The sequence below is a fragment of the Hymenobacter polaris genome (genome assembly GCF_012927305.1).
Taxonomy (GTDB): domain Bacteria; phylum Bacteroidota; class Bacteroidia; order Cytophagales; family Hymenobacteraceae; genus Hymenobacter; species Hymenobacter polaris.
In genome coordinates this window covers 1,059,786-1,074,318 of record NZ_JABBGH010000002.1, presented here as the reverse complement: position 1 = coordinate 1,074,318, position 14,533 = coordinate 1,059,786, and the positions used below count along the sequence as shown (strand labels likewise).

The following is a 14,533-nucleotide window of genomic DNA, read 5'->3' as shown; positions in this document are numbered from 1 at the left end:
AAGCCTGCTAGGGCGGTAATTTATTCCAAACCAACTTCTTTTATGAAAAGCCTAGAGATTGTAGGGTTTAAAAGAGCGAATCTCGGCAAGACGGACGCCAAAGCGCTGCGCCTCGATGCGCAAGTGCCGTGCGTACTGTACGGTGGTGCCGAAACGGTGCACTTCTCGGTGCCCGCCATCCTGTTCCGCGAGCTGCTATATACCCCCGAGGCCCACATCGTGGACCTGAACGTGGAAGGCACTACCTACCGCGCCATTGTGCAGGATGCTCAGTTTCACCCCGTGAACGAGATGCTGCTGCACGTTGACTTTCTGGAGCTGCAGGAAGGCAAAGAAGTGAAAATGGATATTCCCGTGAAGTACATCGGCGTTTCGCCGGGCGTACTGGCTGGGGGCAAGCTGGCAAGCAAGCTGCGCAAGCTGAAGGTGAAGGCCACGGCCGAAAACCTGCCCGACTACGTGGAAGTTGATATCAGCAACCTAGAGCTGGGCAAATCGGTGAAAGTAGGCTCGGTTCAACCCAACAACTACACCATCCTGACCAACGCGCAGGCTCCCATTGCGACCGTAACCATCCCGCGCGCCCTGAAAGGCGAGCTGGCTGGCAACAAATAATCGCAGATTTAACGGATTGCGCCGATACGCTGCTTCGCAGCTGACTACGCACCCGGATTTACTCGTTTGTGTTGCACAAAAAGGCTGCCCGATGGGGCAGCCTTTTTATTTTACTTGTTAGTGTGAGACCTTCTTGCCGGCCCCGGCCCCGTAGCTTTCGTTCGCGTAGCCAGCTTGGCGCAGCCAAGCGTATCGGCGCAATCCGTTAAAACCGTTAAATCTGCGATGACTTTTTTGGTTCTGGCCCTGGGTAATATCGGCCCCGAGTATGCCGACACCCGGCATAACATCGGCTTTATGGTGGCCGATTATCTGGCGCAAAAATTCGACGCGCCGCGCTTCGAAATTGGCCGCCACGCCTTCACTACCGAGTTTCGCAGCAAAGGCCACACCTACATGCTGGTGAAGCCCACCACCTTCATGAATTTGAGCGGCAAAGCTGCCGCGCACTGGCTAAGTACGCTGAAGATTCCGGTGGATAATATGGTGGTGGTGACCGATGACCTGGCGCTGCCCTTTGGCAAGCTACGGCTGAAAGGCCAGGGCTCGGCGGGCGGCCACAACGGGCTGAAGGACATTCAGGCCACGCTGGGCACCGATAAATACGCTCGCCTGCGCTTCGGCGTAGATGCCAATTTTCCGAAAGGCCGGCAAGTAGATTACGTGCTGAACCCATTCTCGGCCGGTGAGCAGCTGGAACTGCCTGATCGCATTGCTGCCGCCGGCGAGGCCGTGCTGGCCTTTGGGGCCCTAGGGCTGGAGCGGGCCATGAACGTGGTGAACGTGAAGTAGCAGCAAAATAAAACGCTCGTGTCATGCTGAGCTTGTCGAAGCATCTCTACCACGCCGTATTGTGCGGTAGAGATGCTTCGGCAAGCTCAGCATGACACGAGCGTTTTATAAGCTATCGATATATCCTACAACACGCTGCTACCGTTGCGCACGGCGCTGCCGGGCTGCATGAGGGCTAGCGAGCCGTCGGCATTTTCGGCTAGCAGCAGCATCCCCTGGCTTTGAATGCCCTTGATTTCGCGCGGGGCCAGGTTGAGCAGCACCAGGCACTGCTGACCAAGGAGCGCCTCGGGAATAAAGGCCTCGGCAATGCCGCTGACGATGGTGCGCTGGTCGAGACCGGTGTCGATGGTGAGCTTAAGCAGCTTTTTGGTTTTGGCGACTTTCTCGGCGGCCACGATGGTGCCCACACGTAAGTCCATCTTGCCAAACTCATCGAAGCTCACGTTTTCCTTGGCGGCCGTTACGGGCGCGGCGGCCAGGGCGTTGGCCTTCTTGGTATCGAGCAGCTTCTGCACTTGCGTGTTCACTACGGCGTCGTCGATTTTGGCAAATAGCAGGGCCGGCTCGCGCAGCTGGTGGCCGGCAGGCAGCTGCTCGGCGCGGCCGGCGCTCTGCCAGTCGCCGGGCGCAAAATTGAGCATATCGGCCAGCTTCTGGGCCGACTCGGGCAGGAAGGGCGTGAGCAGCGGCACCAGGGCGGCGGCCACCTGCAGGGCCACGTGCAGCACCGTGCCGGTGCGGGCGGCGTCGGTTTTGATGAGGTGCCAGGGCTGGGTGTCGGCCAGGTATTTATTGCCCAGGCGCGCCAGGTTCATCACCTCCCCTAGGGCCTCGCGGAAGCGGTAGTTTTCAATCAGCTCCCCTACCCGACCAGGAAACTCAGCCACCTGCGCAAACACTTCTTCATCAATGGCTTGCAGCTCGCCGCGGGCGGGCACCTGGCTGTCGAAGAACTTTTGCGTGAGCACGGCGGCGCGGTTCACGAAGTTGCCCAGGGTGGCTACCAACTCGTTGTTGTTGCGGGCCTGGAAGTCCTTCCAGGTGAAGTCGTTGTCCTTGGTTTCGGGGGCGTTGGCGCACAGCACGTAGCGCAGCACGTCGGCCTGGCCCGGAAAATCCTGCAGGTATTCGTGCAGCCACACCGCCCAGTTGCGCGAAGTGCTGATTTTGTCGCCTTCCAGATTCAAAAACTCGTTGGCCGGCACGTTATCGGGCAAAATGTAGTCGCCGTGCGCCTTGAGCATTACCGGGAAGATGATGCAGTGAAAGACGATATTATCCTTGCCAATAAAATGCACCAACTTGGTGTCGGGGTCCTGCCAATATTTCTCCCACTGCTCGGGAAAGGCCTCCTTGGTGGCCGAGATGTAGCCGATGGGCGCGTCGAACCAGACGTACAGCACCTTGCCCTTGGCATCGGGCAGCGGCACGGGCACGCCCCAGTCCAGGTCGCGCGTCACGGCCCTAGGGTGCAGGCCCTGGTCAATCCACGATTTGCACTGGCCGTACACGTTGGTTTTCCAGTCGTTTTTGTGACCCTCGATTATCCACTCGCGCAGCCAGCTTTCGTACTCGTTCAGGGGCAAAAACCAGTGCTTGGTTTCGCGCAGCACGGGCGTGTTGCCGCTCAGCATCGAGCGCGGATTAATTAGCTCAGTGGGGCTGAGCGAGGTGCCGCAGCGCTCGCACTGGTCGCCGTAGGCATTTTCGTTGCCGCAGTTAGGGCAGGTGCCCACTACGTAGCGGTCGGCCAAAAATTGGTGCGCCTGCTCGTCGTAGAGCTGCTGCGTAGTTTGCTCAATGAACTTGCCGTCGTTGTAAAGCTTGAGGAAGAAGTTGCTCGATACCTCGGCGTGCGTGGGCGACGACGTGCGCGAGTACACGTCGAACGACACGTGAAAATCGCGGAAGGAATCGCCAATTATCTGGTGGTATTTATCGACGACCTGCTGCGGCGTAACCCCTTCTTTCTGAGCCCGGATGGTGATGGGTACCCCGTGCTCATCGGAGCCGCAAATAAATTTTACGTCGCGATTTTGGGCGCGCAAGTAGCGCACGTAAATATCGGCGGGCAGATATACGCCCGCCAGGTGGCCGATGTGCACCGGGCCGTTGGCGTAAGGCAGGGCGGCGGTAACAGTATAGCGCTTTGGTTGAGAAGACATTTTCCGGTGAAAAGACCCCTAGGCGGGGTAATAATTGAGGCAAAGACTATCCCAGCCGCCCTCCTGGCTTGAACTCAGCCGTAGGGGCAACTAAGGACGTGGTATGTTAAGTTTTTTAACAAAAAGATAAAATAGCGCGTTTGCCAACAGGCAAATTTTATATTTGTCCAGCATTATCGAACCCGCATTCCCCTTAACCATCTCACCCAATGGCCAAGAAATCCAGCACCGACTCTACCGCTTCGGCTCCGGCTGCCAAGCGCACGCCGGAAGAAAAAGCCCAGCGCAAAGCCAATAAGCAAGAGCGCAAAGCCACCAAGGCCCTCACCAGCGACCACGCCGACAAGAAATCGGACCAGAAGCGTAACCTAAAGTCGGCCGCTAAGCAACTGCAAAAAGAGCTTGACAACCGGATGATGGAGATGGTCACTCGCGTTCGCAAAGAAACGAAGGACAAGCTGAAAGAGGTGGTAAAAGAGGCTACCCGCCGCCTCGACGTGGACACGGAGAAACTGTTTGAGCAGGCCCTGCACACTATAGTGAAGCACTACGACACCCTGGCTCCCGGCCGCACCACCGACATCAACCTGCCCGCTCCGGCGGCCAAGGCCACTGCTGCAACCAAAGCCCCGGCCAAAAGTGTCGCTCGGCCTAAAGCAGCCACCCCAAAAGCAAGCGCTAAGCCCGTTGCTACCAGCAGCGAGGCCCCCCAGCGCAGCAGCACCACTCGCAAGGCGCCGGCGGCCGCCAGCCGCAGCCGCTCCAAGCGCTCAGGCGACGCGGCACCTGCCGGCCCCGAGCTGAGCACTCCCATGGGCACTACCAACGATAGCGTGGCCGTCGACAACGTGTAGCCCACGATGGGGCCTAGGGCCCGGCTGCGCGCTATATCCGGCAAGCAAGTAAAAGGGGCTCGGCTGTTTCAGCCGGGCCCCTTTTTTGTGGGCGCCACCCTAGGGGGCAATGCAAAACACCTGGGCCCTAGGGGCGGCGCAGGGTGTCGGGGATGGAGCGGTCGAGTTCCTGCATGCGCGTTTCGGTAGTAGTATTATTGGGAGCGTTATTATTTAGCGATTCGGGGCGCTTGTAGCGGTTGATGTCAGCCGCTTGCTCGCCCAGGCGCTGGGTATTGGGGGTGGCGTCGGGCACGGCGGCGGCGGGCACCGAAGTACCGCGCACCGGCGAGTTGGCGTTGTAGATGGCCCGGCGGGCGGCATCGGAATTTACCTCGGTGGGAATGGGCTCGGAGCCGGGCGCCGCCCGCTCGGAGGCGGTTTCGGAAGCTGAGCAGCCGGCCAGCGCGGTAGCAGCCCCTAGGGCCAGCAGACGGGCGAAAGGCGAGAAACGCATGAGTGTCAGCAAAAAGGCCGCCCCGGTGCGGGGCGGCCCTAGCAGTACGCAGGCGGCAAAACGGGGTTGAGCGCGCGGGCGCACTGAGTTATTTTTTCTCGAACAGCATCCCGTCCGAGTCCATGCAGTAGCGCTGGCCGGTGGGCTTGGGGCCGTCGTTGAAGATATGGCCGAGGTGGCCGCCGCACTTGGCGCACACCAGCTCATCGCGGCTCATGCCGAAGCTGTTGTCAGCCTTCACTTTCAGGCTGGCATTGCTAGCCGGGGCCCAGAAGCTGGGCCAGCCAGTGCCCGAGTCGTACTTAGTGGCCGAGGTAAAGAGCAGGTTGTGGTCGGCGGCGCAGTAGTAGGTGCCGGCCTCGTGGTTGTCAAAGTACTTGTTATGAAACGGCGGCTCGGTGCCCTCCTGGCGCAGGATGTAGTATTGGGCGGGCGTGAGCTGCTTTTTCCACTCGGCGTCGGTTTTCACTACCGGAAACTCGCCGGGCTTGCCCGTGGCGGGCTGCGGCTCGGGGTACTTGGCGCTGGCAACGCTGGCGCCTTTGGGGCCGGCGGGCACCACGCCGGCAATGGGCGCGGCGGGCTTCGATTGGTCGGCGTGGCTTTGCGAGCAGGCGGGCGTAAAGGCCACCGCGCTCAGCAGCAGGGGCAAAAGGGACAGGCGCATGAAAGGGAAGGCAAGAAGTTTAGTAGTGCTATAACGAACGCAATAGCCTAGGCGTTCGGATGTGGCTAATTTCCTTTAAGCAAGCTAACGAACTCACTTTCTGGCCGGACTGTTAGGCAGCAAACGACGCCGCATCGTTAAGTTAATCACTGCACAACTCGGTTTTCTGCCTGAGAATCCGTACCTTTGCGGCCGCAAAAACTGACTTATGACCCAGAATATTCGGAATATCGCCATCATCGCGCACGTTGACCACGGCAAGACGACGCTGGTGGATAAAATCATCCACGCTTCCAAGATTTTCGACGCGCACCAGCACTTCGACGACCTTATCCTCGACAACAACGACCTGGAGCGGGAGCGCGGCATCACCATCGTTTCTAAGAACGTATCGGTGCGCTACAACGGCACCAAAATCAACATCATCGACACTCCCGGTCACGCCGACTTTGGCGGCGAAGTGGAGCGGGTGCTGAAGATGGCCGACGGCGTGCTGCTGCTAGTGGATGCCTTTGAGGGCGCCATGCCGCAGACGCGCTTCGTGCTGGGCAAGGCCCTCGATTTGGGCCTCAAGCCCATCGTGGTGGTGAACAAGGTGGACAAGGAAAACTGCCGCCCCGACGAGGTGCACGAGCAGGTATTCGACCTCATGTTCAACCTCGGCGCCACCGAAGACCAGCTGGATTTCGTGACGCTCTACGGCTCGTCGAAGCAGGGCTGGATGAGCACCGACTGGAAGGTGAAGACCGACAGCATCACGCCGCTGCTCGACGCCGTGATTGAGTCGATTCCGGCCGCGCCGTCGCTGGAAGGCACCCCGCAGATGCAGGTTACTTCGCTCGACTACTCGTCGTTCGTGGGCCGCATCGCCATTGGGCGCGTGCACCGCGGCACCCTCAAGGAGGGCGCCAACATGAGCCTGATGAAGGCTGATGGCAGCGTGAAGAAAGTAAAAATCAAGGAGCTGCAAGTATTTGAGGGCCTAGGCCGCGTAAAAGTGGACCAGGTGAGCAGCGGCGATATTTGCGCCGTGACGGGCATTGAAGGCTTCGAGATTGGCGATACCCTGGCCGATGCCGACAACCCCGAGGCGCTGCCCCGCATTAGCATCGACGAGCCGACGATGAACATGCTGTTCACCATCAACAACTCGCCGTTTTTTGGCAAGGAAGGCAAGTTCGTGACTTCGCGCCACCTGCGCGAGCGCCTGTTTAAGGAAACCGAGAAAAACCTAGCCCTGCGCGTGAAGGAAACCGACCGCGAGGATACCTTCCTGGTGTACGGCCGCGGCATTCTGCACTTGTCGGTGCTCATCGAAACGATGCGCCGCGAGGGCTACGAGCTGCAAGTAGGTCAGCCCCAGGTACTTTACAAGGAGGACGAGGACGGCAACCGCCTCGAGCCCATTGAGCACATGGTGGTGGACGTGCCCGAGGAAACCGCCGGCAAGGTGATTGAGCTGGTGACGATGCGCAAAGGTGAGCTGACCATCATGGAGCCCAAGGGCGACTTGCAGCACCTGGAGTTTAACATTCCGAGCCGGGGCCTGATTGGCCTGCGCAACAACATCCTCACGGCCACGGCCGGCGAGGCTATCATGAACCACCGCTTCAGCGAGTACGAGCCCTATAAGGGCCCCATTCCGGGCCGCATTGCGGGCTCGCTGATTTCGCTGGAAAGCGGTCCCGGCACGGCCTACACCATCGACAAGATGCAGGACCGCGGCACCTTCTTCGTAGACCCCGGTGAGGAAGTATACAGCGGCCAAGTAATTGGCGAGCACACCCGCCCCAACGACTTGACCATCAACATTCAGAAGGGCAAGAAGCTAACCAACATGCGCGCCAGCGGCTCGGACGAAAACGCGAAGATTGTGCCCAAGCGCCAGTTCTCGCTGGAAGACGCGATGGAGTACATTCAGAAGGACGAGTACTTGGAAGTAACGCCCAAGAGCGTGCGGATGCGCAAGATTTTCCTCGACGAAAACGAGCGCCTGCGCTACGCCAAAACGGCCGACGCCCAATAATCGCAGATTTAACGGATTTAACTGATTTCGTGGATACGCCTGCTGCGCAGGCTGACTACGCGATAGGAAAGGCTGTCTTTAGGCAGCCTTTCTTTATTTTATTTAGGGTGTAAGCTTGTTTGTTTTTTAGCTAGTAGCCGCACTTTATGGATTCTTTGACTCAATTTCTTCAGCTTTTCACCCTAGGTGACCACGCGGCCGCCGCGCGTTTGGAGCCGCGCCTGGCCCTAGTGCTGGCTGACCCAGCGGCTTACCACGCGCAGTTTGGCGAGGAGCTGCTGGAACGCGGCATCGAGGGTGACTTGCCGGTGCAGGAGCTACGCGACGTGGCCATGATTGACGCGCTGCTGAGCGAGGAGCTGGTGTGGGAAGCCGACTGGCAGGACGCGGCCAACTACCTGGCCGGCGGACTAGATGAAATACTGACGCGGCAGCAGCGCGCTGGGCGGCTGGGCGAGCAGGCCCTAGGGGCGCGCCGCCTGGTAGGGCCCGACGCGCTTGATGCCCTGCAGGACGCTTTGGAGCCCCTAGGGTTGGCGCTGGTGCTATTCACGCTCGACAGTGACTCGTATGCGCTGAGTGTGGTGGCCGACGGGCAGGCGGAGGACACCCGCCAACTGGCGGCGGCGCTGGGCTTCACGCTGGCCGTGTATTAGGCAGCAGCGCGGCAGCGTGAACTCCCTGGTTCGTGCTATTGTCCTCGCTGGCGCACAGCCTCGAAAGCGAGCACGGCGGCGGCCACGCTCACATTGAGCGAGTCGAGCTGGCCGCGCATGGGGATGATGATGGTTTCGTCGCAGGCCTGGCGGGTGGCGGGCGTCAGGCCGTCGGCCTCGGTGCCGAGCACCAGGGCCGTGGGGCCGGCCAGGTGGGCGGCGGTGTAGCTGTTGACGCCCTCGGCCAGGGCGGCGGCAAAGGTGCGGATGCCCTTGGCTTGTAGAAAAGCCAGCACCTCGGGCATGGGCGCGGCTACGGTAGGCACCGTGAAAATACCCCCCAGGCTGGCCCGAATGACGTTGGGATTGTAGAGGTCGGTGCGCGGGTCGCCCACCAGCACAGCGTGGGCGGGCGCGGCGTCGGCGGTGCGCAGGATGGCCCCGAGGTTGCCGGGCTTTTCCACGGCCTCAAGCACCAGCACCAGCGGGTTGGCGGGCAGCTGCAAGTCGGCCAGCGTGCGCCTAGGGGTGTGCAGCACGGCCAGCACCCCGTCGGAGCGCTCGCGCACAGCCAGCTTGGCAAATACGGCCGCGCTCACCAGCAGCAGCTCGCCGGCGGGCGGGGCCGCTTGCAGCGCTTGGGTTAGGGTTTCGCCGGCCAGCTCGGGGCACAGCAGCAGCTGGGCCACGCGCCAGCCGGCCAGTTGCGCATGGCTCAGCTCGCGCGCACCCTCCACCACCGTGAGGCCCTGGCGGCGGCGCTCGGCCGATTTCTCCTGCAAGCGCAACACCTCCTTGATGCGCGGGTTTTGGGGGCTGGTAATGCGGTCGGGCGGCGTGGGGCGGGCGGCGTACATGGCTGCGAAGGTAGAAGGGCGGGCGGGGGCGGGCGCTTTAGCAGCTGGGTATCGAGCTCCTCATTTTGGGTTAACCAGCTGATTAATGGTCTTTTATTGCTTGGCAGGGACAAATGCGGCGGGCTGGCACTTTTTCGGCGGGAGGTGTCGTTACCCAACCCCCGGCCGAAGTGGCCGGCGGGGCTTTTATTTGCTTGCATGAAATCACTGCTCGTTGCGGCGCTGGGCCTAGGGCTAGGCGCCGGCTGCACCGCCGCCCAGGCGCAGGAGGCCCCCCGGCAGCTCGGCGGCGCTCCTTCGCTTCCCACCTACACCCCGCGCCCGGCCCCGGCCCCGCGCCAGCTCGACCCCGCGCCGGCACCGGCCGTCGCGGCCGATTCGGCCCGCGCCCAGCCAGCGGCCGCGCAGCCGGGCCTGGCCGCGCCAAACGGCGCCGCGCCGCAGCCCGCGCCCGGCTCCGTGGGCACCCAGCCCTACATTATGGGGGGCTCGACGCGGCCCGCCCGCTTCCAGGTGGGCTTGCGCAATGGGCAGCTCTACAACGTGTCGGACGTGGAAGTGAAGTCGCCGCTGTTTGGCCGCAGCTTTTTGCTGCTCGATGGGCAGCGCCGCGTCGACCTCAGCGAGGTGGGCTTTTATGAAAACGAAACCGGGCACTACGTGCGCACCACGCTGCCGGGCTCGGCGCGCGAGGCTACGCTGCGGCGCGAAAAAACCGGCCGCATCAGCCTCTACGCTACTTATAACACCAGCTACTCGCCGGGCTACGGTGGGCTGGGCTACGGGGGCTTTGGCTACGGCGGGCTGGGCTATGGTGGCCTAGGGGGCTACGGCATGGGTTACGGCGGCTATCCCTACGGCGGCTACCGCACCACCAAAACCGAGTATTTCTCCAAGGACAACGGCCCCATCCAAAACCTGAACACCCGCAACCTGCAGCTGGCTACCGCCGACAATGCCGGCGCCCAGGCGCTGCTGGCCAATGCCCGGCGCTACCAAACCTCCGTCACGGCGGCCTACATCGCGGGCGGCGGCCTGCTTATTTACGGGGCCCTGCAATCGTTCCGGCCCAACTCGACCGGCATCTCACCGTTTTTGTACGCGGCCATTCCGGTGCTCATCGTGCCGCTCATCTTCCAGGGCAAGCAGGCGTCGGCGCAGCGCCAGGCCATTGCGCTCTACAACAGCGGGGCGCGGTAGCCAAAGGCTCACCAAATCCTCATAATTGACTGATTCATAACGAGTCACTACTAGCGCCGGGTAGCCGCAGCTGCAACATTAGCCGCCCTCTGGCGGTATGTAGTAGGTATGCCCGCCGCCGCTGTTTCTACCGACTCGTTCACTGCCCGCCAGCAGCAAGCCCTGCTGGCGCACACTCGCCTGTGCGCCGAGTACGGGGCGCCTTTCTTATTCTTCAGCGACAAAGACCCGCTGAGCGAGTTGATGAGCGCCCTGCTGTCGCACCGCACCAAGAATGCCGACTCGCACCGGGCCTACGAGCGCCTGCGGGCTACTTTTTCGACCTGGGAAGCCGTGCGCGACGCCCCCACGCTGGACGTGCAGCGGGCCATCTCGGCCTGCACCTGGCCCGAGCAGAAGGCGCCGCGCCTGCAAAGCGTGCTGCGCGAAGTAAGCCGCCGCTGCGGCGACGACGAGCGCCCGCCCTGCTCGCTCGACTTTTTGGGTGAGCTGCCCATTGCCGAAGCGCGCGCCTGGCTGGAAAGCATCAGCGGCATCGGGCCTAAAACCAGCGCGGCGGTGCTGCTTTTCAGCTGCCTGCGCCGCCCGGCCATGCCCGTCGATAGCCACCACCACCGCGTGGCGCAGCGCCTAGGCCTCATTGGGCCCAAGGTGGGCGAAGGGCCGGCCCACGCCCTGCTGGCCGCCCTGCTGCCGCCCGACTGGACCGCCCAGCAGGTGTATGACCACCACGAGGCGCTCATGTTTCATGGCCAGAAGTGCTGCTTTTTTCACGCCCCCGCTTGCAGCCGCTGCATCATGCTCGACGTTTGCCCCTTTGGCCAAGCGCGGATAAGCAAGGCGATAGATGCGTAAGTGGGTAGATGAGCAAAAACAGCACGTCCTGCTTCGACAGGCTCAGCAGGACGTGCTGTTTTTGCTCATCTACCCACTTACGCATCTATCGTCCGCGCTTCCAACGGTAGTAGCGGCGGTACCAGGGCGCCGTTTTTTTGCGCAGGCTGGCCTCGGTTTCGTGAGGGAAGATGTTGACGCGGAAGATTTGGAAGCGGTCGTCCTCCAGGTGCTGGCCGCCAGTATCGGTAGCCACGGCGAAGCGGAAGCCGGCGGCGGCTACCAGGCGCTTGGTTTCGGCGCTGAGGTCGCCGTAGGGATAGGCAAACGACTGCACCGGCACGCCCAGGCGCTGCTCAAGGGCGGCCTTGCTGGCGCTTAGCTCGTGGGCGGCCGCCTCGGCGGGCAGCGCGGGCAGGTGCGGGTGCGTGAGGGTATGGGCGCCGATTTCCCAGTCAGCGGCTACAAAAGCGGCTTTTTGGGCTGCACTCATCAGCTCGGCCCGCGGCTCGGCGGGGTCAGCGGCCAAGTCCCAGGCGTTGTGGCGCAGGTCGAAGTTGCCCAGCAGATACAGCACGCCGCGGTAGCCCGCCTGCTGCATCAGGGGCAGCAAGTTGGTATAGTTGTCGAGGTAGCCGTCGTCGAAGGTGAGAATGAGCGGCTTGCGCGGAAACTCTTTCAGCGGCCGCCGCCCGCTGGCAAACTCTTGGTAGTCGAGGAAGGTAATGGGCGTGAAGCGCTGGCGATGGAAAAAAGCCAGGTGGCGGGCGAAGTGGTCTCTGGTGACGAACGTTTGGTGGCGGGTGGCGGGCGCGGCGTCGGGAATCTTGTGGTACATGAGCACCGGCAGCCAGTCGGGCACCGCTTTTTTCATGCGCGCCGACTCGTACACGCTCAGCACGCGCCCGGCAACGCGGCCGAGGTCGTAGTCGCGGCGCACCTGGGCTTGCAGGGCCGGCGCCACCGGGCCCGGCTGCCGCAGCACGGCGCGGGCATCGGCCAGCACCTGGGGCCAGCTCACGGCCGCCAGCCCCACCTGGGGCAAAATGTCGCCGAAGTTGGAAGCTGCCGCGGCGGCGTAGGTGGCTTCCGTGACGAGCCCGGCGTAACAGGCCTCGCCCAGCGCCAGGGCGGGCACGCCGGCCCCTAGGGCCTCAATGGCCACGCGCCCGGCCCCCACCACCAGGGTGGTTTTTTGCAGCCAGCCGGGCACGTCACTGCTGAAGCCTACTACTTCTATTCGCTCGTCAAATTCGGCTTGCAAGGCCCCTAGGGCCGCGTGGCCGTGGGCGGGCAAGTGCGTTAGCTCGCCCCCGATAAGGGCCACGCGCAAGCCGGCAAACTCGCGCAGCAGCGCCGGCAGCACATACTCGAATAAGGCCGCCGCCCGCTCGCCCTTGGGCCCGTTGAAGCGGCCGATGAAAGCCAGCCGCAAGTCGGGCGAAGTGGCCCTAGGGCCGGCTGCGACGGCCAGGTTCGGAAAGGCCACGCCGTTGGGAATGACCTCAATTTTAGCGGGCGCCATCTGCACTTCGTCGCGCAGGTGCTGGGCCAAGTTTCCGCAGATGGCGATGACTTTGTCGCCGTAGATATCGAAGAGCGAAGTGGAGGCGTGCAGGTGCTGGCGGCCGTGCACGGTGCTCACCAGCGGCAGCGGCAGGCCCCGCACGGCCCAGTAGCTTACCCAACTGGCCGCGCGCGAGTGGGCATGCACCACGTCGATACCCTCAGCCCGAATAAGCTGGCGCAGCGCCCGGATGTTGCGCCAGCGCTGCTTGTAGGTGCGCCGGCTGATGGGCAGCTGCACCAGGGTGGCGCCAGTGGGCAGCGTGGCCGCGTCAGAGGCCAGCCATACCTGGTGGCCGTCGCGGCGGTGGGCCTCGGCCAGGGCCACGGCGTAGGCCACTGAGCCGGCAAAAAAATCGGCCGAAAGAACGTGCAGGATGCGCAAGAATTAGTTGTTGATTGTTGGTTGCTGGCTTGCACTACGACTGCACAAAGAACGTCATCTGAGCTGGCCGAAGCATCTCTACCGAACACTAATTGCGCGGTAGAGATGCTTCGGCCAGCTCAGCATGACATTCTTTGTGCAGTCGTAGTGCAAGCCAGCAACCAGAAACCTCTACCCCCAGGCGCGGCCGACTACGTTGCTGAGGTACTTTTGGGCGCTGCCGGTGTTGAGCAGCAGCAGGCGCTCGTCGGCGCGCAGCCAGCCCTGGGCTTGCAACTGGCGGGCGGCCATCCACACGGCAGCACCCTCGGGAGCCACGAACAGACCCTCGTGCTGGCCTAGCTCGCGCATGCCTTCGAGCATGGCTTCCTCGCTGACGCTCACCACCGTGCCTTGGCTTTCGCGCAGCACGCGCAGCATTAGGGGCTCGCCCAAGGGGCGGGGCACGGCTAGGCCGTTGGCCAGCGTGGGGCGGCCCTGGTAGGCGTGGCAGTTGGACTGGTGGCCGAAGTAGGTGTCGTAGAGCGGGCGGCAGTTTTCGGCCTGCACGGCTACCATGCGGGGCAGCCGGGTTTCGGGCGCCAGCCACCCTAGGGCCTTCATTTCGGCAAAGGCCTTCCAGATGCCGATGAGGCCGGTGCCGCCGCCGGCGGGGTAGAGCAGCACGTCGGGCAGCTGCCAGTTTAGCTGCTCGGCTATTTCGTAGCCCATGGTTTTCTTACCTTCCAGGCGGTAGGGCTCCTTGAGGGTCGAGATGTCGAGCAGCTCGCCACCGGCGTTGAGCTGGCGCACGCGGGCCGCGCAGTCGTTGATGAGGCCATCGACCAGCTCCACCTGCGCGCCGTACCAGTAGCATTCCTCCTTAAAGGCCTCAGGGGTGTGGCGCGGCATGACGACGGTGGCGCGCAGGCCGGCGCGGGCACAGTAGGCGGCCATGGCCACGCCCGCGTTGCCGGCCGTGGGGATAATGCAGCCGCTGGCGCCTAGCTCCTTGGCTTTCGAGATGGCCATGCTCAGGCCCCGCGCCTTAAACGAGCCGGTGGGGTTCTGGCCCTCGTCCTTGAGGGTGAGCGCGCTAAAGCCGTAGTGGGCCCCTAGGCGCGGTAGGTCTAGCAGCGGCGTCAGGCCCTCGCCTAGGGTCACTTTGTTGGCCGGGTCGAGCAAAGGTAGCAGCGCCCCGTAGCGCCACATCGAGCTATCGGCCTGGTCGATAATGCCTTCGGGCCTAGGGGGCCAGCTTAGGTCGTAGCTCGCCAGCAGCGGCTGCTGGCAGCAGGCCGACACGGTTTGCAGCTCGAAGGCAGAGTGCACCTGCCCGCAGGCGGCGCAGTGAAGCTCGTGCAGCCGCGAGGCGGCGGTAGTGATAGCCGATTTCATGCCCCAAATTTCCGGCGGCGCCCAGCGGCTTACTATGCCT

General features: G+C 62.8%; 13 protein-coding genes. 7 read left to right on the top strand and 6 right to left on the bottom strand.

Features of this window, described 5'->3' with window-relative positions:
- Positions 1-42 precede the first annotated feature (42 nt).
- Both HHL22_RS14780 and pth read left to right on the top strand, forming a co-directional pair.
- The gene (locus tag HHL22_RS14780; protein ID WP_169532114.1) at positions 43-615 is read left to right on the top strand and encodes a 50S ribosomal protein L25/general stress protein Ctc; all 573 of its coding nucleotides are present in this window, start codon (positions 43-45) and stop codon (positions 613-615) included.
- A 225-nt stretch (positions 616-840) separates the two neighbouring features.
- Entirely contained in the window at positions 841-1,407 is a 567-nt protein-coding gene (gene pth / locus HHL22_RS14775) for an aminoacyl-tRNA hydrolase (protein WP_169532113.1), read from the top strand.
- A gap of 125 nt (positions 1,408-1,532) precedes the next feature.
- On the opposite strand, the gene metG is transcribed toward pth, so the two are convergent.
- On the bottom strand, positions 1,533-3,575 hold the full coding sequence (metG, locus tag HHL22_RS14770) for a methionine--tRNA ligase (protein ID WP_169532112.1): 2,043 nt from the start codon (positions 3,573-3,575) through the stop codon (positions 1,533-1,535).
- A gap of 209 nt (positions 3,576-3,784) precedes the next feature.
- Between metG and HHL22_RS14765 the strand changes: the two genes are divergently transcribed.
- Positions 3,785-4,429: a hypothetical protein gene (locus tag HHL22_RS14765; protein ID WP_169532111.1), complete on the top strand. Its 645-nt coding sequence runs from the start codon at positions 3,785-3,787 to the stop codon at positions 4,427-4,429.
- A 127-nt stretch (positions 4,430-4,556) separates the two neighbouring features.
- Here HHL22_RS14765 and HHL22_RS14760 read toward each other — a convergent pair whose 3' ends face one another.
- Both HHL22_RS14760 and msrB read right to left on the bottom strand, forming a co-directional pair.
- Entirely contained in the window at positions 4,557-4,925 is a 369-nt protein-coding gene (locus HHL22_RS14760) for a hypothetical protein (RefSeq protein WP_169532110.1), read from the bottom strand.
- 88 nt (positions 4,926-5,013) lie between these two features.
- On the bottom strand, positions 5,014-5,592 hold the full coding sequence (msrB, locus tag HHL22_RS14755) for a peptide-methionine (R)-S-oxide reductase MsrB (RefSeq protein ID WP_169532109.1): 579 nt from the start codon (positions 5,590-5,592) through the stop codon (positions 5,014-5,016).
- Positions 5,593-5,800: 208 nt separating this feature from the next.
- On the opposite strand from msrB, the gene typA reads away from it, so the two are divergent.
- Positions 5,801-7,618, top strand: a complete 1,818-nt coding sequence (gene typA, locus HHL22_RS14750) for a translational GTPase TypA (protein WP_169532108.1) — start codon at positions 5,801-5,803, stop codon at positions 7,616-7,618.
- Positions 7,619-7,764: 146 nt separating this feature from the next.
- Positions 7,765-8,274, top strand: coding sequence for a DUF6630 family protein (locus tag HHL22_RS14745; protein WP_169532107.1), 510 nt, complete (start codon positions 7,765-7,767; stop codon positions 8,272-8,274).
- Between the two features lie 35 nt (positions 8,275-8,309).
- Here HHL22_RS14745 and HHL22_RS14740 read toward each other — a convergent pair whose 3' ends face one another.
- Entirely contained in the window at positions 8,310-9,131 is an 822-nt protein-coding gene (locus tag HHL22_RS14740; protein ID WP_169532106.1) for a TrmH family RNA methyltransferase, read from the bottom strand.
- 198 nt (positions 9,132-9,329) lie between these two features.
- Between HHL22_RS14740 and HHL22_RS23640 the strand changes: the two genes are divergently transcribed.
- Both HHL22_RS23640 and HHL22_RS14730 read left to right on the top strand, forming a co-directional pair.
- Positions 9,330-10,331: a hypothetical protein gene (locus tag HHL22_RS23640; RefSeq protein ID WP_195809290.1), complete on the top strand. Its 1,002-nt coding sequence runs from the start codon at positions 9,330-9,332 to the stop codon at positions 10,329-10,331.
- Between the two features lie 108 nt (positions 10,332-10,439).
- Positions 10,440-11,186: an endonuclease III domain-containing protein gene (locus HHL22_RS14730; RefSeq protein WP_169532105.1), complete on the top strand. Its 747-nt coding sequence runs from the start codon at positions 10,440-10,442 to the stop codon at positions 11,184-11,186.
- 85 nt (positions 11,187-11,271) lie between these two features.
- On the opposite strand, the gene HHL22_RS14725 is transcribed toward HHL22_RS14730, so the two are convergent.
- Positions 11,272-13,116: a glycosyltransferase gene (locus HHL22_RS14725; protein ID WP_169532104.1), complete on the bottom strand. Its 1,845-nt coding sequence runs from the start codon at positions 13,114-13,116 to the stop codon at positions 11,272-11,274.
- A gap of 171 nt (positions 13,117-13,287) precedes the next feature.
- On the bottom strand, positions 13,288-14,493 hold the full coding sequence (locus HHL22_RS14720) for a threonine synthase (protein WP_169532103.1): 1,206 nt from the start codon (positions 14,491-14,493) through the stop codon (positions 13,288-13,290).
- Between the last annotated feature and the right edge of the window lie 40 nt (positions 14,494-14,533).